The following is a 17631-nucleotide window of genomic DNA, read 5'->3' on the forward strand; positions in this document are numbered from 1 at the left end:
CAGGACGGTATCCGCATTCTCTGACTAGTGACCAAAATTGTCAATGGTCACAAGTTAGGGGGCCAGGCTTCTTAAAATCAGTGAAGAGAGTAGCACTGCCGCCGTGGGGGCCATTTCGAGGTTGTACTGTAGCTGAACGGGGTTAATGTAAGGGCACATCACCATGTAGACGGCACAGGTGACTTCATCCAGCGGCGTTTTTCTTTCAAACTCGCCGGCCTGCCTGCCTTCGATAATGATGCTCTCGATCAGCTTCATCAGGCTTTCACTGTACTTTTGCGTGGAAGGCCACTGCTCCTGCGCGGCGACGGCGGCGATGTCGTATAGCTTACGGTCGTGGAAAAACAGCTCGCTTCCCGCCTCGGTGAGCGCTTTGAAAAGGCGGCGTAATTTTTCGCTTGCCGACGGCGCATCCTCGATGGCGGAAAGCACTGCCGCCATGATCAGCTCCAGGCGGTTAGCGCAAATCACCTCGCCGATTGCCTGTTTGGAATCGAAAAACTTATATATATAGGACTTTGAAAAGCCGATGGATTTAGCCAGTTCGGCGACGGTGGTTTTTTCATAGCCGTAGTGGCCGAAGTGCTCAAAAGCCGCTTCGACGATTTGCTCTCTGACAGCGTGGTCAAGGGGACCACGTGATGATGGGGGATTCATATTTTTAGTCATTATTTAAGCTTAGCGTGACAGGCTACGATTAACAACGAGTGACCATTCTGAGATTTGGTTACCATCATTCATCATGAGCCCTTCAGACGGGACGATCAACCATGTGCGGTAAGTGTATCACTGTTTTTCGTGCACTATGGCATCTATCTGCCTGCGATAAGCGAGCATTTCAGCGCAACTCCCTTGCGCTGAACGGAGCCGTTTTTGCTCAGGCCGAGCGCGGACGCAATATTTTTTCAACGATAAGCACCAGACGCCTGCGCGTCACGAACCGGTGTAGCTGCCCCAGAAGCCAGTTACCGCATCCGGTAATCAGGTAGTTACGGTTACTCTCAACGGCCTTCAACGCCAGGGCGACCACTTTGTCAGCGGGCATTCTTTTCCCTACCGAGGCTTCCTCAGCATTCACCACATCAAAAAAGGCCGTATCCGTTGCGCCGGGGCAAAGCGCCAGGACGCGGATGCCCCTGGAGCGATATTCTCCCCACAGCGCGTTCGAAAACGAGAGCAGGAAGGCTTTGGTTGCGCCATAAATCGCCATATAGGGATCCGGCTGCATCGCGGCGGTTGAGGCAACGTTAATAATTACCCCGGAGCCCTGCTGCAGCATTCCCGGCAGCAAGGCGTGAGTCAGCTCTACGGGGGCCATGCAGTTTACGTTTACCTCATCACGCTGCCTGTCGATCGACAACTTTTCGAATAGCCCGTAGGTGGCGAAGCCGGCGCAATTGATCAGAATGTCGGGGACGCGTCTTAAGGTTTCAAGCCGTTCCACAATGTGCGGAATGGCTTCCGGCTTCACTAAATTCTGCACGATAATCGTGATGGAGACGCCGTGCTTTCTGACTAACTCTACGGCAAGCGCCTGTAGCCTTGGCTCGGAGCGGGCGACCAGGATCAAGGCCACGCCGCGGTCGGCGAGCTGCCGGGCAAAATCACGGCCTATGCCCGACGACGCTCCGGTAATCAGCGCTGTTTTACCTGTATAATCAAAAGAATTCATATGTTTAATCCCGTTTCCCTAATGTATGCTGCACAGCATAAACCGTGCACTTAGGTACACGGTCAAGCGTGATTTTTACAAGGTGAGGGCGACGCGATGCGAATTGGTGAACTGTGTGCGAAAACGGGATTGTCGAAAGAAACGGTGCGTTACTATGAGCGACAGGGGCTGTTAGAGAATATCCCGCAACCCAATCGCAGCAATAACTATAAAGTCTATTCCGCCGTCGATTTACAGCGTTTAAACATGATCAAGCATGCCAAAATGCTGGGTTTTACCTTAGCTGAAATTTCAGATGTTTTGGCTGTCTGGGTTGACGACAACTTTACCGCTGAGCAAAAACAGGCGTCTCTGCGCCACAAGCTGCAGCAGCTTGAAGAGAAAGAAGCGGCGTTAATTGAACTCAGAGCCAGGTTGAAAAATGCCCTTAATAAGGTCGGCCAGCCTTGTGTCGACACGTTTTGATCGCCGGGTGAGAGGAGGCCGCAAAACCGATGCGGCCTTATCTGTCAGGCAGCCAGTTCAGGCATCTGTTCCTTCACGAAATTCAATACGTTCCTCGCGTCGAGAGAGGCATAGGGCAGGCTCTCAATAATGGCGAGTGAACGCGTATTGCCCACCGTTTCTTTTATCTCATCGAGTTTGTACTGAATGTGCGGCGCGATGAGGAAACCATCGAAAGCGGGAGCGACGCTGGCGAAGTTATCCAGCCCAACAGCGCTAATCATCAGCGGATAGCCTTCGCGTTCTGCCAGAGACTGCATTTTTTTGGCGAGAGAGTTTGCGGTATTACCAAACAAACAACAGATCAGAAGCTTTTTCATATTTTGTACCTCCTGAAAACCGCACACAGAGTAGTCCTGAGGTTGTCAACGAAATGCGCGCTATCTCTTATTTTGGCGAGAAATTAACCGCAGATGCCTGACGCGATTTAATTTTACTGTTTTTTTAGCCAGTCGAGAAAAAACTGGCTAAACGCCGTGACCTGAAGCGGCTGCAGTTTGCGCTGGGGGTAAACAAGCTGCAGGCCGACATCTTTGCGATCGTATCGGCTAAAGCCGGTGAAGCTGTCGGCAAACAGTACCGTGAGCCTTCCGGTTTCAACATCGTCTTTGACGTCCCACCACGATTTCCCCGCGATGCCAGCTCCGCTGAGTGCCCATTGACGAAGCAAAGCCCCGTCATCGCACACCATGGCAGGCTCAACGCGAACGACGCTTTCCTCGCCATCTTTTTCAAAGCGCCATTCGTTCATCACCACGCCCTGAGACTCAAGCGCCAGGCACCGGTGCTGAGCTAAATCGGCAAACGTGGCGGGGATGCCGCGTTCGTTAAGATACTCCCCGGAGGCGACCAGCACCCGATGGTTCGGGCGGATGTTTCTGACGACAAGGCTGCTGTCCGGCAGGTTGCCAAAACGCACGCTCATATCCAGCCGGTTAGCGACCAGGTCCTCAACGTGTTCTCTTAACGAGATGAAAAATTTAACGTCGGGATGGCGTCGGGAGAATTCCACGACGGCGGGGCTAAGATACTGTCTGCCAAAGTCCGAGGGCGCAGAAAGGCGAATGTTGCCGCTGAGCACGCCTTCCTTTTGCGCCAGTAACGACTCGGCGTGATGCACTTCTTCCAGCACGCGCAGCGCGGCATGGTAAAACTCTTCCCCGGCGCGGGTCAGCGCGATCGATCGCGTTGAGCGGTGAAACAGGCGCGTCTGGTAACGCTCCTCAATCGCCTTCAGCCTGGCCGTCATGGTGGCGGGAGAAAGCGACAGGCGTCGCCCGGCGGCAGAAAGACCACCGGCCTCGGCAACTTCCACCAGTAACGCCATGTCTTCGAGTTTACCCATTATTCATATTTTCCGAAAAGTGCATCTTATTTTAGCGTAATTATCAAAATCAGATGCCGTCTGTAAAGTGATTTCATCCAAACCATAAGGGATGAAAACATGCAACGTATCTCACTTTTTGAACGCTACAGGCTGGGTCAGCGGGACCTGAAAAACCGTATCGTCATGGCGCCGATGACCCGAGCGCGCTCCCTTCAACCGGGAAATATTCCTTCAGCGCTGATGGCGGAGTATTACCGGCAGCGGGCCAGCGCCGGATTAATCATCACGGAAGCCACCCAGATTTCGCCTCAGGGGCAGGGATACTCATGGACGCCCGGCATCTATTCGCCTGAGCAGGTTTCAGGATGGCAACTCACGACGGGCGCCGTGCATCAGGCGGGAGGGGTGATTTTTTCGCAGCTCTGGCACGTCGGGCGGATGTCGCACGCCAGCTTTCATCAGGATGGTCAGCCCGTCGCCCCGTCAGCACTGGCGCCGGACGCGCAGGTGTGGGTGGTGAACGAAAAGGGCGAAGGCCAAATGGTTGACTGCCCGCAGCCGAGAACGCTCTCGCGCAAGGACATTCACAGCATCATCGCGGACTATCGTCAGGCGGCACTGAATGCCGTTCAGGCCGGGTTTGACGGCGTGGAGGTTCACGGCGGAAACGGCTATCTGATCGACCAGTTTCTGCGGCAAACCTCCAACAAACGCACGGACGAGTACGGCGGCACGCTGGCGAACCGGATCCGCTTTGCTCAGGAGGTGCTAAGCGCCATTGCCGAGGCCATTGGCCGCGAGCGTACGGGCATTCGCCTTTCCCCGTTTATTACCCAGCGCGGGATGAACGATCCGCAGGTGACGGAAGCCATACTCGCTCTCGCGGCCTGGTGTGAACAAGAAGGGATTGCGTTCATCCACCTGGCGGAAGCCGACTGGGACGATGCGCCGCAGGTACCAGAGCAGTTCCGTCAATCGCTACGCGAGACCTTTAGCGGAACCCTTATCGTCGCGGGGAACTATGACCTTCAAAAAGCGGAAAAGATCCTTGCTGCCGGCTATGCCGATTTGATTGCCTTCGGACGGCCGTTTATTGCCAACCCGGATTTACCCCACCGTCTGGCGCACCAGCTGCCTCTGGCCCAGGTGCGCGATCCCGCCACGCTGTTTGGCGGAACCGCGACGGGATATACCGATTACCCCATTTACACCCTGCAGGAGAAAACGCTATGACCCGTAAAACCTTAATTATCGGCGGCGCTTCCGGCATCGGTTTCGCCGTGGGCAGCCTGCTTGCCGGGCGCGGCGAGGAGATTATTCTCGCGGGCCGCGACGGCGCGAAGCTGGACGCTGCGCGGCAACGGCTGAGCGCCCACGCCGCGTCTGTTCATACCCTCGTGCTGGATATCAGCCGTGAGGCAGAGCTTGTCGCACTCGGTGAAACGCTGGGTGAGGTCAATAATATCGTCGTTACGGCGGGTTCACTGGCTCCGGGAGGGCTTCTTTCCGGGCTGGATCTCCGCGCGGCAAGGCTGGCTTTTGATACAAAATTCTGGGGAAGCATCAATGTCGCCCGCTATCTCAGCGGGAACATCGCCCCCGGCGGTACGCTGACGTTCACCAGCGGGTTCGTGGCGCGTCGCACCGTGGCGGGGGCCATTGTTAAAACGACGATGAATGCCGCCATCGAGGCCGCGACAAAAGTGCTGGCGAAAGAGCTTTCACCGCTGCGCGTCAACGTCGTGAGTCCGGGGCTGACCGACACGGAAGCGTATGCGGGCATGGACGCCGCCGCGCGGAAAAAAATGCTCGCTGGCGCGGCGGAAACCCTGCCAGCCAAAGCCTGGGGAAGGGCGGAGAACGTCGCGCAAGGGTATCTTTTCGCCATTGAAAATCCCTTTGTCACGGGGTCGGTCATTGATATTGAGGGCGGGGCGTTAATTAACTGACCCTCTTTGATTTGAACCGCAGGAAATCGACTGCGGGTAATGTAATACTCTATTGAGAGATATCATGAAATATACGACGTATTTTCATTCGGCTGTAGCGATGGTTATTTTTGCAGGTCTGTCGGGCAATGCGATTTCCGCGCAGGGGGAATGGCTTCAGCCGAAACAGCTTATAGTGGACAACAGCCTGCCGCAGGCGCAATTAAAGGCGAGTGAAGCCGCCGCCAGAGAATATGCTTCATTCTGGAACACGGGTAATGAAAACCTGGCGCGTGATGCCCTGGCGGCAGGTTTTATTGATAAAACGCCTCCGGAAGGGCGTAGGCAGGGGCCGGAAGGCGCTATTTTAGCGTCCCGCGCGTTTCGTGCAGCCGTGCCTGATTTGCGCTGTGACGTTGAGCAAATGATTATTTCAGGCGATCGCGTGGTTTCGCATTTACATTTTCACGGCACGTTCACCGGAACATTTGGCAAGCTGAAAGGAAAGGGGCAGAAAATAGATTTTATCGCCACGGATATTTATGAGATTGGTGACGGTAAGATCGTGGCTAACTGGCATATTGAGGACAACCTGACGCTGATGAAACAGCTGGGCGCGCTGTAAGTTCATCACTCCGGGGCGGCCCGGAGTGATGCAAAAATCCTATAAGCCAAGATCGCTCAGCGAAGGGTGATCGTCCGGGCGTCTGCCCAGCGGCCAGTGGAACAGACGCTCAGAGGCTTTGATTGGCATATCGTTTACGCAGGCAAAGCGGCGCTTCATCAGTCCGTCCGGCTCAAACTCCCAGTTTTCATTGCCGTAAGAGCGGAACCAGTTGCCGGAATCATCATGCCATTCATAGGCATAGCGCACCGCGATCCGGTTCTCCGTAAATGCCCAGAGCTCTTTAATCAGACGATAGTCCAGCTCTTTTTTCCATTTCCGCTCCAGAAACGCCTGGGCTTCTTCACGGTTGGTGGCGAACTCTGCGCGGTTACGCCATTGGGTATCCAGCGTATAGGCAAGCGCGACTTTCGCCGGGTCGCGGCTGTTCCAGCCATCTTCTGCCAGTCTGACTTTTTCGATGGCGCTTTCACGAGTGAAGGGCGGTAAAGGAGGACGTGTGTTCATGGCGATTACCTCAGTGTTATATTATGTAGACAGGTCTGTCTACTTGCGGTAATCTATGCCTGTAAAATAACGCTGTCAACATTATTTTAGAGGCTACCCAAAAGTGAAAACAGAACCCGCAGGCAACGATACTAAAATCAGCGTCAGAGATAAGATATTACTCACGGCGCACGATCTGTTTTATTCCACGGGCTTCAGGGCGACGGGGGTGGATACGCTGATTAAAGCGTCTAAAGTGACCAAGGTGACTTTCTATCGCCATTTCCCGAGTAAGAGCTTGCTTATTCTTGCCTATTTGAACTACCGGCATGAAATATGGATTAACTGGTTTGAGACCACGCTGCGTCGACATCTCGATGAAGGCGAAATACCTGCCGATGCGATATCTGCAACGCTTTACGAATGGTTTATTTCGCCCGAGTTCCACGGCTGCGCGTTTATTAACGCCAGCGCAGAGGCGAAATCGGAAGATATTGAAAACGAAATAAAAGAGATATGCCGCAGTCATAAATCAGAAACAAAGAAAATTATTGCCTTGCTGACGAAGAGTGCTGATGAGCGCGTCGTCAATGAAATCATGCTGCTCATTGACGGCGCAATTATTCATGCACAGATGGGTATGGATTCAGAAACGGTAAGACATGTGTTAAAAAAGGGCCTGGAGAAACTGTCCGAACAGTGATATTCCCCGGTGCTTAATCAACTCTCGCACCGAGCCGATTAAGCACCCGCGTTACACTGTGGGAATGGTGCCGCCATCAATCACAAATTCAGTACCTGTGATACTCGCAGCATGCGATGAAGCGAGGAAGACGATGAGGTTGGCCACCTCAATCGGTCTGGCAGGGCGTCCGAGCGGTATTCCACCTAGCGCCTTCATAATAATCTGCTTGCCGCCTTCGTAGTCTGTACCTGCCTGCTTTGCCAGCCTCTCCGCCAGTGCAACCGCCGCTTCAGTTTCGATCCAGCCGGGCGCAACGCGCACCACCCGAACGCCCTTCGGTGAGACTTCCTTTGAAAGGCTTTTACTGTAGGTTGAGAGGGCTGCTTTAGCCGCCGCATAACCCGTTGTTGATTCCGGTAACGGCAGCTCGCGCTGAATAGACGTCACGTGAATAATCACCCCATTTCCCTGCGCGAGCATTCCGGGAAGCAGGGCGCGATCTAAGCGTACTGCAGGCAACAAATTAAGATTGAGCTCCTGCTGCCACTCTTCTTCGCCAAGCGCAGCAAAACCGCCACCAGGTGAGGTTGAACCGCCCGCAACATGGATAATCACGTCGACGCCTCCCATCTGCTCCTGAACCGCAGATGCGACAGCGGCACATCCAGCGACCGTCGTAAGGTCAGCGGCGACGAAAGTATCTGCGACATCTACGTCCGGCTCGTGGCGCGCAGTGGTGAATACCGTTGCACCGAGCTGTTTTAAAAGCCCGACGACCGCTTTTCCGAGCCCTTTCGTGCCCGCGGTAACAAGCACGCGTTTGCCTTTAAAATCAATATCTAATGACATGACCTTGCACTCCCGTTATTTACAGTACAGGTATATTCAACATAGACTGAGAAATTGACAAGTACGCACGAAAAAGTGAGCTACTGAATTATGAGTAAGTTATATAGTCCGGAATCTGCCGCGAGCGGGGTGGAGCAAGTGTTACGGCTGCTGGAAGGCCGCTGGAAATTAATTATTCTTTTTCATCTTTTCGACGGAAAAGTGCAGCGCTACTCAGATTTCGAAAAACTGATCCCCGGTATTTCCCAGAAGATGCTGGCGCAGCAGCTCAGGCAACTTGAATCCGATGGTATCGTTTCGCGGATGGTCTACCCGCAAGTGCCACCGAAAGTGGAGTATCGCCTCACCGATTGGGGGCAGGCATTATGTCCGGCGCTTGATGCCATGCTGAAATGGGCAGAAAAGCGCGAGGCTTACGCAAGCCAGTAAACCCGGCGGCCAGCACGCTGCAATGGAATAGCGTTGCCCGTAACCCATTTATGCAAAGGAAACGAAAAATGAGAACACAGAAGCGATGCCTTGGCTGCGTGGCTATTGTGGTTGATGACTACGATCGCGCCATTGAATACTACACCAACAAGCTGGGGTTTACCCTCGTAGAGGATACGCCTCAACCGGGTAAACGCTGGGTGGTCGTCTCACCCAACCCGGAAAGTGACTGCAACATTTTGCTGGCTCGCGCTTCTAACGAGAGGCAGGAAAGCTTTATCGGCAATCAATGCGGCGGCAGAGTTTTCCTCTTCCTCCAGACGGACGATTTTTGGCGCGATTACCGTGCCATGAAAGACAAAGGCGTTCATTTCTGCGAAGAGCCTCGTGAGGAAGAGTACGGTACGGTAGTGGTGTTTGAAGATATTTACGGCAACCGCTGGGATCTCTACCAAAATGCCCAACGCGGGTGATTACCAGGGAGACTTTCCATGACGCTTCAAATTCGACAGGCCACCCGTGCCGATGCCGCGCTCTTAAGCGAGCTGGGATACCGAATCTATCCCGCCCATTTTCAGCATCTGTGGGTGTCAGACGCAGAGATGAAGGATTTTCTGGACGGCGAGTACGCGCTTTCCGTACTTGAACAGAGCCTGAAAGATAACGCTGTTTCCTGGTGTGTTGCTGAGACCGATCGGCCAGTGGGATTTATGAAAGTGACCTGGGAAGCCCTGCTCCCGGAAACGGACAAGAAGGGCGTTCTCCTCAACAAGCTCTACCTCGATCCCACCGAGACCGGCAAGAACTATGGCCAGGTGATGTTCAACAGCATCACCGATATGGCCCGGAGCAGGGGAAAAGACTATCTCTGGCTGGAAGTGCTTGAGCAGAACGCGGGAGCGTACCGGTTCTACCAGAAGCAGGGCATGCTCTGCGTTAAGAACGTCCTTTTCGAAACCGCTTCACAGCAGAGCATTCTCAGAATTATGGGGATGTCTCTTTAGGGCGAGAGCTCTCGTCGCGCTGTGCCAGCGATAGCGCGCTGGCGCTGGCGGGATCGAACAGCGAGAGGCTCTCAATCTGATTGAGTAAAATCACCTTCCGGAATGACATGGCGCTGCGGGGCTCGGAGTCGAGCGTGATGTCATGCTCCGCATACCACTTGCTGTAGTTATTCTCGATGCGAAAGTTCATCGTCTTCGCATCTCTGTACCCGCTTAACATCGGGATCAGCACGATATTGGCCGTTTTTTCATATTCCAGCGTCGCGGTGTGGATCATGCCGACGTAAATCCGCCTCGACCGCAGCGTGACCTGCGCCAGTTCCCCTTGCTCCATACACTGATACAGCAGCTGTTCAATACCGCTCGACTGCGCCAGACGTTTATAGAGCTTTTTCCGGCTTTCGCCGTCCAGCCTGGCGCTGCCTGCCCAGTTAGAGCGGTAGAGGCAAAACAGGATGGCAAACGCCAGCATCACGACCACCGGCGCCTGAATGCCTAAAAAGCTCCAGTTCATAAAGTCGATTTGCCAGTCGGTATATTTCGGCGAGGCAAAGTGAAAAGCGTTGTTGGCTGCAGAAAGAGCGAGCAGGAGCAGCCAGAGCAGACCGGTGGCAATCACGCCCTGCAGAACGAAAATACAGCCGTACAGCGCCACAAGAAAATAGACGTCCCAGCCAAAGGAGCGCTTGATTTTAAAGCGTGTCGACAGGTCGCGGCTGGTGTACCAGTACCCGCATACCATCAGCACCATAAATATCGCCGTTCCCATATCAGGCCCTCTTCAGCATGTTGACGTGACGCAGAAAATCCTGCCGTACCTCGTTGCTTTTGTAGTTCACCGAGGCGTTTCCGTCCTGGTCGATAATGATGCGATCGCCATCTTCGACGGCTTCTATGATTTCCTGCTGGCTCATCACCTGCAGTAAGGATTCCGGGCTTGAGAATAGGGAGAGAAAGAAACGTTTCATGCAGGCATCCTTATGAATAAAAAGGATAAGCCTGGAAGAAGACCTGCGAGTTTGCCTTAAGGAAATCCTGAAAGTTAAAGTCGGGTGGCGGCCACTCCTTACCCGGTCTACAAAACTCACTTTTTTACTGTTATTAAGTTATTGATATATAGTTAAAATAAAAAATAAATCATCACAAACTTGGACAAATAACGTTAATTGTGTAAGTTTTAAGTATGCGATTACGCCACGTTGTTTACAGCCAGGATGTGACCCATGAGCACTTTGCCCTCTGTCGTGAGTCGGTTTGTTGAGTACTACGCCGCACTGGATAGCCAGCCGCCGTCCGCGCTGGTGGGGCTTTACCATTCGAATGCCACGCTTATCGATCCGTTTGGCGAGCATGACGGGATTTTCGCGCTTCAGCGCTATTTCACCCATCTGCTGGCCAACGTCGAGCATTGCCGTTTTTCCATCGATACGCCGCTGTGCAGCGGGAACCGGTTTGCTGTGACCTGGGTAATGCACTGGTCGCATCCGCGCATTGCCGGGGGAGAGCCGCTCGAACTGCCGGGGTGTTCGGTGGTGAACACGGAAAACGATCTCATCACGCACCAGCGCGACTACTACGATGCGGGAGAGATGATCTACGAACATCTTCCTCTGCTGGGCTGGGCGGTACGCGGCGTGAAGCGGAGGGTCAAATCATGAAAACGGTGCTGATCACCGGTGCAAGCTCGGGCATTGGCGCCGGGCTGGCGAAATCCTTTGCCGCAGACGGCTACCACGTGATTGCCTGCGGACGCGATCCGGCGCGCCTCGAAGCGCTGCATCAGACCTGCCCCAATCTCACCGTTCGCCTGTTCGATATGACAGACAGGGATGCCTGTCGCCAGGCGCTGACCGGCAGCTACGCCGATCTGATTATTCTCTGCGCCGGTACCTGCGAATATCTCGATGGAGGCGTGGTGGATGCGGCGCTGGTGGAGCGGGTTATGGCGACAAATTTCCTCGGCCCGGTGAACTGTCTTGACGCGCTGCAGCCCCAGCTGACGGCTGGCAACCGCGTAGTGCTGGTGAGTTCCATGGCCCACTGGCTACCTTTCCCACGGGCAGAGGCCTACGGCGCGTCCAAAGCGGCCCTGAGCTGGTTTGCCGAGAGTTTGCGCCTGGACTGGGAGCCAAAAGGAATTGCCGTCACGGTGGTCTCCCCGGGCTTTGTTGATACGCCGCTGACGCGCAAAAACGACTTTGCCATGCCGGGCAGGGTGAGCGTCGACGAGGCGGTCAAGGCGATCCGTACCGGGCTGGCGGCAGGGAAAATGCATATCGCGTTTCCTGACGGGTTCGGCTTTATTTTGCGGTTGCTCTCCGGGCTGCCTGCGTTTCTTCAGCGCGCGCTGCTGCGCAGGATGGTGCGTTCATGAACATTGCGATTATCGGCAGCGGCATCGCCGGGCTGACCTGCGCCTGGCGCCTGGCCGGGCACCATCAGGTGACCCTGTTTGAAGCGGGCGCCACGCCCGGCGGCCATACCGCAACGGTTGACGTCCCGACGCCACAGGGTACCTACGCGATCGATACCGGGTTTATCGTTTACAACGATCGCACCTATCCGCGCTTTATGGGCCTCCTCAGCGAGCTGGGCATCAGCGGACAAAAAACGCAGATGAGCTTTTCGGTGCACAACCCGGCGACGGGGCTGGAGTACAACGGACACACCCTGACGTCGCTGTTTGCCCAGCGCCGAAACCTGGTGAATCCGGCATTCTGGCGGCTGCTCGGGGAGATCGTCCGCTTCAATCGTCTGGCGAAACAGGCGCTGGACGGGGAGGTGGACCCGAACGCCACGCTGCAAACGTTTCTGGAAAAGCACGGCTTCACGCCGTTTTTTGCGCGCCACTACATTCTGCCGATGGGGGCCGCCATCTGGTCCTCGTCGCTGCAGGAGATGAAGCGTTTCCCGCTGCCGCTTTTCTTACGTTTCTTCCAAAACCACGGGCTGCTGGATATCACCCAGCGCCCGCAGTGGTACGTGGTGCCGGGCGGATCGCGGGAGTATATCCGCGCCATGCTCGACAAGCTGGGCGACCGTCTGAATCTGCATCTCAATTCTCCGGTGCAGCGGGTGAGCCGCCACGAGCACGGGGTTACGCTTCAGCTTGAAAACGGCAGCCATACCTTCGATCGGGTGATTTTTGCCTGCCACTCCGCCAGCGCTCTGGCGATGCTTGATGACCCGACGCCCGCAGAGCGCGAGGTGCTCGGCGATATCGGCTGGCAGCGCAACGAGGTCGTTTTACACAGCGATCCGCGCTGGCTGCCGGAGCGGCGGCGCGCGTGGGCCAGCTGGAACTACCGCCTGAGCGCTCACGAGCAGGCCAGCGCCTGCGTCACCTACAACATGAACATCCTGCAGGGGCTCCCTGCGGGCAGTCCGCTGTTCTGCGTCACCCTCAACCCGGACGCGCCGGTAGATGAACGCTTCGTTCTGCAACGCTTTGTCTATGAACATCCGCTGTTTAACCCGCAAAGCTGGCGGGCGCAGGCGCGGCGCGGCGAGATCAACGGTCATAACCGGAGCTGGTACTGCGGTGCCTGGTGGTACAACGGCTTTCATGAAGATGGCGTGCGCAGCGCGCTGGACGTGGTCAATGCGATAGCGGCCGGAGAGGGGAACTGAGATGAACAGCTGCCTCTACCACGGCGTATTACGCCACCGCCGCCTTCAGCCGAAAACCCATGAATTCAGCTACAGCGTCTTTATGGCCTGGCTGGATCTCGATGAACTGCCGCTGCTGCCGTCAGTCGGCGTGCGGCGCAATCGCTTTGCCGGCGCATCGTTCCACGACGCTGACTATCCGCTCGGCACGCCGCTTAAAGAGAACGTGCTCAGCAGGCTGGAGAGCCTGACCGGGGAACGTCCGGACGGGCGGGTGATGCTCCTGACGCAGCTGCGCTATTTCGGCTTTCATTTCAATCCGGTCAACTTTTACTACTGCTACGACGGGAAGGGAACGCTGCGCTGGGTTCTGGCGGAGGTCCGCAACACGCCGTGGAATGAACGTCATTACTATGCCGTCAACGGACAGGATGCGCAGCCGACGGAAAAAGCGTTTCACGTTTCCCCCTTCAACCCGATGGACATGATCTACCACTGGCGCTTTAACGACCCGGATAACACGCTGCATATGCACATTGAAAATCATCAGGAAGCGAAGGTTTTTGACGCCACGCTGGCGCTGCGCCGGGAGCCTTTGACGCGCTCCGCGCTGCGCTCGCTGTTGCTGCGCATTCCGCTCATGACCCTGAAAACCGTTTTTGCCATTTACTGGCAGGCGCTGCGCCTGTGGCTCAAGCGCGTGCCGCTGTATAACCATCCCGTCAGCAGGAGTGAACGCTCATGACCGATCCCGTCTTTGCGTTGGAACCCGATATTCCGCGCAACGTCCGCATCGCGCGATGGCTGCTGTTTCGTCTGTTAAGCGGTATCCGCGGCGGCTCGCTCACGCTGCGTGAAGGGGCGCAGACCTTTCATTTTGGCGAGACATCCTCCGCGCTGCACGCCGACGTGCAGATCCTCACGCCCGGCGTCTACTGGCGCGTGTTAACAGGCGGGAGCCTTGCTGCAGCAGAAGCCTGGATGGACGGCGAATGGGAAACTGCGCACCTTACGCCGCTTCTGGAGCTGCTCGCGATAAACGGCGAGGTGCTTGGCCGTCTGGAAAACGGGTTCCGTCTGCTCGGCAGGCCGCTGGAGCGGATACGCCACTGGACGCGGCGTAACTCCCGCATGCAGGCGCGCGAAAATATTGCCGCCCATTACGATCTGGGCAATACCTTTTACGCCCATTTTCTGGATCAAGAGCTGCTCTATTCCAGCGCGCTATTTACCGCTGACGAGCAGGATCTGACGGCGGCCCAGCAGGCCAAAATGGCGCGCCTGTGTGACCAGCTGGCGCTAAGCCCGGGTGACCATCTGCTGGAAATTGGCACCGGCTGGGGCGCGATGGCGGAATACGCGGCGCGTCATTACGGCTGTCGGGTGACGACCACCACGCTGTCGCAGGAGCAATATAGCTGGGCGACAGAGCGGATCGCCCGCGCGGGGTTGCAGGATCGCGTTGAGGTACTGCTCTGCGACTATCGCGACCTCACCGGACAGTACGACAAGCTGGTCTCAATCGAGATGATTGAAGCCGTCGGGCAACGCTATCTGCCCACGTTCTTCCGCACCTGCCAGGCGCGGCTGCGCCCGGGAGGACGGATGGCGATTCAGGCCATTACCATTCAGGACCAGCGCTATCGCGACTACAGCAAAAGCGTCGATTTTATCCAGCGCTACATTTTTCCCGGCGGCTTCCTGCCGAGCATCACCGCGATGAACGAGCTGATGACGCGCCACACCGATTTCGTGGTGCGCAATCTTTTCGACATGGGCCCCGACTACGCCCGCACGCTGGCCCACTGGCGGCAGCGGTTTGTCCATGCCTGGCAGGAGATTGAAAAGCTCGGCTTCGATGAACGGTTCCGCCGCATGTGGCTGTACTACTTTGGCTACTGTGAGGCCGGGTTTAACGCTCGCACCATCAGCGTGGTGCAGCTGACCGCCGAGCGCGTATGAGACGTTACCTTCAGGTCTTCCTGCTCGCCGTCGCGTTCGATCTCTACTGGGTGCTGGTGGTGCTCTTTCGCGAACAGGGCCTGATTATCTGGCTTGCGCTGGCGATCCTGGCGTGCCTGCTCTTGCCGCCTGCTTACCGTTTTTACGCCATTGGGCTGGCCGCGGCGGGCAGTCTGCTGGACGCACTCTGGGCCCTGACCGGGCTGATTGCCTTTACGGGCGAGTCCCTGATGCCGTTATGGATGGTGGCACTGTGGCTGATGTTCGCCACGGTCTGGACGCAGCTGACGCGCACCACCACGCTACCCGGCTGGCTGCTGACCCTGCTGGCCGCCGTGGGCGGACCGGTGGCCTACCTGTTCGGCGAGCGGCTGGGAGGCATCACGTTTCTGGAGCCGACCTTTATCGTCGTCAGCTGGATGGCGCCGGGCTGGCTGGTACTGATGCTGTTTTTCCACCTGCTGATGGGGAGACAAAAATGAGATCTGTGGTTTTGCTGCTTTGGCTGACGCTGGTTGTTCCGGTTGCCCAGGCCGCCGACTGGCTTGCCTGGCGGAAGGTGGGTGACGCCACGCTCACCTGGGGACCTTTCACCGTCTACACCTCCCAGCTGCGCACCCCGGACGGCCGTTACAGCCGGGACCAGGATCAGGCGCTCATTATTACCTATGCGCGCGACATCGATCGCGATGAACTGGTTGAGGCGACCCGCGACCAGTGGCAGGCGCAGGGGATCCTGGCCCAGGAGCCGCAAAGCGAAGCCTGGCTGCGGATGCTCCAGTCCCTTTGGCCGGATGTCCGCCCGGGCTCACAGCTGGCGTTTGTTCTCAACGATAAGCAGGGGCAGTTCTGGTATCGCGCGTCAGCGGCGCAAACATCCTTTATTCCACTCGGAGCGCGCCAGTCGGAAGCGTTCAGCACCCGTTTTCTGGCCATCTGGCTCGATCCCCGCACGCAATATCCTGAGCTGCGTCAGCAGTTAATCGGAGGCCAAAAATGAAACGTATCCTGATGATGGCGCTGGCATTCACGATGCTGCTGGCGGGCTGTAGCACTGAGGTGGCCGAGTATCGCCAGCAGCAGCCGCGGCTTGATATCTTCCACTACTTCCAGGGCAAAACCGAAGCGTGGGGGATGGTGCAGGATCGCAGCGGCAAGCAGATCCGCCGTTTCCACGTTGAGATTGCCGGAGACGTTATCGGCGATACGCTGACGCTCAACGAGCACTTTGTCTACGACGATGGCGAGAAGCAGCAGCGGGTCTGGCACATCCGGCGCGTGGGGAACGACCGCTACGAGGGAACGGCAGGGGACATTGAAGGCGTTGCCACGGGGCAGGCAGCAGGCAACGCCTTTAACTGGCATTACAGCATGAACGTGAAGGCCAACGGCAGCACCTGGCTACTGAACTTCGACGACTGGATGTATTTGCAGGATGAAACGCATCTGTTTAATAAAACCGAGATGAAGAAATTTGGCGTCACCGTCGCCACGGTGACGCTGTTCTTTACCCGTAAAGAGTGATGATGCGAGCAGTGAACTATCCCCTCGCCCCTATGGGGAGAGGGTTAGGGTGAGGGGAACATAGGGCGGCTGTGGTCATTCGGTACACTCTATGTTCCTCAATATTTTTTAGCTTTCGGCGCGGGATTTGCTTCCCGAGTATATAAAGGCCAGGGCAATCCCCAGGCACACCACCGCGCTCAGACGGCTCGGTGAAAACGGAATGGCGGGATTGCCCAGCCAGCCAAAGTTATCAATCAACATACTCATGGCGAGCTGGCCGAATATCACCGCCACCGTGGCGACGGCGGTGCCGATGCGCTGCACCGCCACGACCATGATCACAATGTAGGGCACGCCGAACATCGCCCCGATGAGCTGCCATTTCGGCACGTCCAGCAGCGTGACCGCCTGCTTCGGTTCAAAGAAGAAAATGAGCAGGGCGGTTATCAGCGCGCCGACGGAAAACGTCAGAAACGCGCTTTTAAATACCCCGACATTGCTGCCGAGCTGCCCGTTAATCGCGGCCTGAATGCTCAGCGTTGCGCCGCCGCAGACGGCCAGAAGAATCATTATCAGCGTCATATCATCACCCCTGCGCGACCAGAACCAGTGCCGCAATAATAAAAACCAGCGCCACGATACGTTTTGCGTTTATCTTCCTGTGCGGCGTACCCAGCAGGCCAAAGTGGTCAATGATCAGGCTTTTAAAAACCTGACCAGCCAGAATGCCAATCATCGTCAGAGCGATGCCGATGGTCGGCGTGGCGATCGTCAGAATGACCACGTAAACAGGGCCAAGCACGCCGCCGAGCAGCTGCCAGCCGGGCTGGGCGAAAAACGACGGGCTGTTACGCGGGCTGAAAAACAGCATCAGCAGAAACGTCAGCGCGGCGCCGACGCCAAAAATGCTGAACGTCGCCCATAAATCGCCCACTTCTCCCCCTAATGGCCCCAGTAGCCCCGCCTCGACGGAGAGGCCCATCCCGCCGGCAATCACCAGTAAAATCAAAACAAACTGCATTACGCTTCCTCCGTTTTCAGGCGA

26 protein-coding genes are annotated in these 17631 nt (G+C 56.3%); 16 read left to right on the forward strand and 10 right to left on the reverse strand.

Annotated elements, in window-relative coordinates; genetic code table 11:
- Positions 1-54 precede the first annotated feature (54 nt).
- Both ACWKXN_RS04700 and ACWKXN_RS04705 read right to left on the reverse strand, forming a co-directional pair.
- On the reverse strand, positions 55-669 hold the full coding sequence (locus tag ACWKXN_RS04700) for a TetR/AcrR family transcriptional regulator (RefSeq protein WP_087822516.1): 615 nt from the start codon (positions 667-669) through the stop codon (positions 55-57).
- 208 nt (positions 670-877) lie between these two features.
- Positions 878-1672 carry an SDR family NAD(P)-dependent oxidoreductase gene (locus tag ACWKXN_RS04705; RefSeq protein WP_454543386.1) on the reverse strand — a complete coding sequence of 265 codons (795 nt, stop codon included), beginning with the start codon at positions 1670-1672 and terminating at the stop codon, positions 878-880.
- Positions 1673-1768: 96 nt separating this feature from the next.
- Here ACWKXN_RS04705 and ACWKXN_RS04710 point away from each other — a divergent pair, with 96 nt between their 5' ends.
- A complete protein-coding gene (locus ACWKXN_RS04710; RefSeq protein WP_334753383.1) occupies positions 1769-2137 on the forward strand; it encodes a MerR family transcriptional regulator in 369 nt (122 codons plus the stop codon).
- Between the two features lie 44 nt (positions 2138-2181).
- Here ACWKXN_RS04710 and ACWKXN_RS04715 read toward each other — a convergent pair whose 3' ends face one another.
- Both ACWKXN_RS04715 and ACWKXN_RS04720 read right to left on the reverse strand, forming a co-directional pair.
- Positions 2182-2496: a PTS sugar transporter subunit IIB gene (locus ACWKXN_RS04715; RefSeq protein ID WP_134866328.1), complete on the reverse strand. Its 315-nt coding sequence runs from the start codon at positions 2494-2496 to the stop codon at positions 2182-2184.
- Positions 2497-2609: 113 nt separating this feature from the next.
- Positions 2610-3521 carry a LysR family transcriptional regulator gene (locus tag ACWKXN_RS04720; protein WP_023311604.1) on the reverse strand — a complete coding sequence of 304 codons (912 nt, stop codon included), beginning with the start codon at positions 3519-3521 and terminating at the stop codon, positions 2610-2612.
- A gap of 99 nt (positions 3522-3620) precedes the next feature.
- On the opposite strand from ACWKXN_RS04720, the gene ACWKXN_RS04725 reads away from it, so the two are divergent.
- The 3 genes from ACWKXN_RS04725 (at position 3621) to ACWKXN_RS04735 (ending at position 6056) form a co-directional block, all read left to right on the forward strand.
- Positions 3621-4736, forward strand: a complete 1116-nt coding sequence (locus tag ACWKXN_RS04725; RefSeq protein ID WP_334753382.1) for an alkene reductase — start codon at positions 3621-3623, stop codon at positions 4734-4736.
- Positions 4733-5452 (forward strand): SDR family oxidoreductase, encoded by a 720-nt coding sequence (locus ACWKXN_RS04730; RefSeq protein WP_182071274.1) that lies wholly within the window; start codon positions 4733-4735, stop codon positions 5450-5452. The genes ACWKXN_RS04725 and ACWKXN_RS04730 overlap by 4 nt, the downstream gene beginning before the upstream one ends.
- A gap of 64 nt (positions 5453-5516) precedes the next feature.
- Positions 5517-6056: an ester cyclase gene (locus ACWKXN_RS04735; protein ID WP_422714612.1), complete on the forward strand. Its 540-nt coding sequence runs from the start codon at positions 5517-5519 to the stop codon at positions 6054-6056.
- A 39-nt stretch (positions 6057-6095) separates the two neighbouring features.
- Here ACWKXN_RS04735 and ACWKXN_RS04740 read toward each other — a convergent pair whose 3' ends face one another.
- Positions 6096-6563 (reverse strand): nuclear transport factor 2 family protein, encoded by a 468-nt coding sequence (locus ACWKXN_RS04740; RefSeq protein ID WP_023311608.1) that lies wholly within the window; start codon positions 6561-6563, stop codon positions 6096-6098.
- 103 nt (positions 6564-6666) lie between these two features.
- On the opposite strand from ACWKXN_RS04740, the gene ACWKXN_RS04745 reads away from it, so the two are divergent.
- The gene (locus ACWKXN_RS04745; protein WP_454543387.1) at positions 6667-7245 is read left to right on the forward strand and encodes a TetR/AcrR family transcriptional regulator; all 579 of its coding nucleotides are present in this window, start codon (positions 6667-6669) and stop codon (positions 7243-7245) included.
- A 51-nt stretch (positions 7246-7296) separates the two neighbouring features.
- Here the strand turns inward: ACWKXN_RS04745 and ACWKXN_RS04750 are convergent, their stop codons facing one another.
- Positions 7297-8076 carry an SDR family oxidoreductase gene (locus ACWKXN_RS04750; protein ID WP_033145455.1) on the reverse strand — a complete coding sequence of 260 codons (780 nt, stop codon included), beginning with the start codon at positions 8074-8076 and terminating at the stop codon, positions 7297-7299.
- Positions 8077-8166: 90 nt separating this feature from the next.
- Between ACWKXN_RS04750 and ACWKXN_RS04755 the strand changes: the two genes are divergently transcribed.
- The 3 genes from ACWKXN_RS04755 to ACWKXN_RS04765 all read left to right on the forward strand — a co-directional run bounded on the left by ACWKXN_RS04755 (position 8167) and on the right by ACWKXN_RS04765 (position 9509).
- Positions 8167-8505 (forward strand): winged helix-turn-helix transcriptional regulator, encoded by a 339-nt coding sequence (locus tag ACWKXN_RS04755; protein WP_023311611.1) that lies wholly within the window; start codon positions 8167-8169, stop codon positions 8503-8505.
- Between the two features lie 68 nt (positions 8506-8573).
- A complete protein-coding gene (locus ACWKXN_RS04760) occupies positions 8574-8978 on the forward strand; it encodes a VOC family protein (protein ID WP_039262586.1) in 405 nt (134 codons plus the stop codon).
- Positions 8979-8996: 18 nt separating this feature from the next.
- Positions 8997-9509 carry an N-acetyltransferase family protein gene (locus tag ACWKXN_RS04765; protein ID WP_454543388.1) on the forward strand — a complete coding sequence of 171 codons (513 nt, stop codon included), beginning with the start codon at positions 8997-8999 and terminating at the stop codon, positions 9507-9509.
- Here the strand turns inward: ACWKXN_RS04765 and ACWKXN_RS04770 are convergent.
- Together ACWKXN_RS04770 and ACWKXN_RS04775 are read right to left on the reverse strand one after the other, a co-directional pair.
- Positions 9490-10278 carry a hypothetical protein gene (locus ACWKXN_RS04770; protein WP_029740578.1) on the reverse strand — a complete coding sequence of 263 codons (789 nt, stop codon included), beginning with the start codon at positions 10276-10278 and terminating at the stop codon, positions 9490-9492. The genes ACWKXN_RS04765 and ACWKXN_RS04770 overlap by 20 nt on opposite strands.
- A 1-nt stretch (position 10279) precedes the next feature.
- A complete protein-coding gene (locus tag ACWKXN_RS04775; RefSeq protein WP_023311615.1) occupies positions 10280-10477 on the reverse strand; it encodes a hypothetical protein in 198 nt (65 codons plus the stop codon).
- Between the two features lie 255 nt (positions 10478-10732).
- Here ACWKXN_RS04775 and ACWKXN_RS04780 point away from each other — a divergent pair, with 255 nt between their 5' ends.
- From ACWKXN_RS04780 to ACWKXN_RS04815, 8 genes are read left to right on the forward strand one after another with little or no spacing between them, the layout of a single operon-like run.
- Positions 10733-11167, forward strand: coding sequence for a nuclear transport factor 2 family protein (locus tag ACWKXN_RS04780; protein WP_182071280.1), 435 nt, complete (start codon positions 10733-10735; stop codon positions 11165-11167).
- Positions 11164-11883 (forward strand): SDR family NAD(P)-dependent oxidoreductase, encoded by a 720-nt coding sequence (locus ACWKXN_RS04785; RefSeq protein ID WP_032657315.1) that lies wholly within the window; start codon positions 11164-11166, stop codon positions 11881-11883. Before ACWKXN_RS04780 ends, ACWKXN_RS04785 begins: the two co-directional genes overlap by 4 nt.
- Complete coding sequence (locus ACWKXN_RS04790; RefSeq protein WP_454543389.1) at positions 11880-13139, forward strand: NAD(P)/FAD-dependent oxidoreductase; 1260 nt, start codon at positions 11880-11882, stop codon at positions 13137-13139. Before ACWKXN_RS04785 ends, ACWKXN_RS04790 begins: the two co-directional genes overlap by 4 nt.
- Position 13140: 1 nt before the next feature.
- Complete coding sequence (locus tag ACWKXN_RS04795) at positions 13141-13863, forward strand: DUF1365 domain-containing protein (RefSeq protein WP_048981092.1); 723 nt, start codon at positions 13141-13143, stop codon at positions 13861-13863.
- Positions 13860-15080: an SAM-dependent methyltransferase gene (locus ACWKXN_RS04800; protein ID WP_039262577.1), complete on the forward strand. Its 1221-nt coding sequence runs from the start codon at positions 13860-13862 to the stop codon at positions 15078-15080. Before ACWKXN_RS04795 ends, ACWKXN_RS04800 begins: the two co-directional genes overlap by 4 nt.
- On the forward strand, positions 15077-15562 hold the full coding sequence (locus ACWKXN_RS04805; protein ID WP_143347050.1) for a DUF2878 domain-containing protein: 486 nt from the start codon (positions 15077-15079) through the stop codon (positions 15560-15562). Before ACWKXN_RS04800 ends, ACWKXN_RS04805 begins: the two co-directional genes overlap by 4 nt.
- Entirely contained in the window at positions 15559-16080 is a 522-nt protein-coding gene (locus ACWKXN_RS04810) for a hypothetical protein (protein WP_047061806.1), read from the forward strand. The genes ACWKXN_RS04805 and ACWKXN_RS04810 overlap by 4 nt, the downstream gene beginning before the upstream one ends.
- Positions 16077-16604, forward strand: a complete 528-nt coding sequence (locus tag ACWKXN_RS04815; RefSeq protein WP_454543390.1) for a DUF3833 domain-containing protein — start codon at positions 16077-16079, stop codon at positions 16602-16604. The genes ACWKXN_RS04810 and ACWKXN_RS04815 overlap by 4 nt, the downstream gene beginning before the upstream one ends.
- A gap of 108 nt (positions 16605-16712) precedes the next feature.
- On the opposite strand, the gene ACWKXN_RS04820 is transcribed toward ACWKXN_RS04815, so the two are convergent.
- Both ACWKXN_RS04820 and ACWKXN_RS04825 read right to left on the reverse strand, forming a co-directional pair.
- A complete protein-coding gene (locus ACWKXN_RS04820; protein WP_096151586.1) occupies positions 16713-17168 on the reverse strand; it encodes a DMT family transporter in 456 nt (151 codons plus the stop codon).
- A 4-nt stretch (positions 17169-17172) separates the two neighbouring features.
- Complete coding sequence (locus tag ACWKXN_RS04825; RefSeq protein ID WP_032657293.1) at positions 17173-17607, reverse strand: DMT family transporter; 435 nt, start codon at positions 17605-17607, stop codon at positions 17173-17175.
- Positions 17608-17631 lie beyond the last annotated feature (24 nt).

The organism is Enterobacter sp. UPMP2060, from assembly GCF_053709655.1.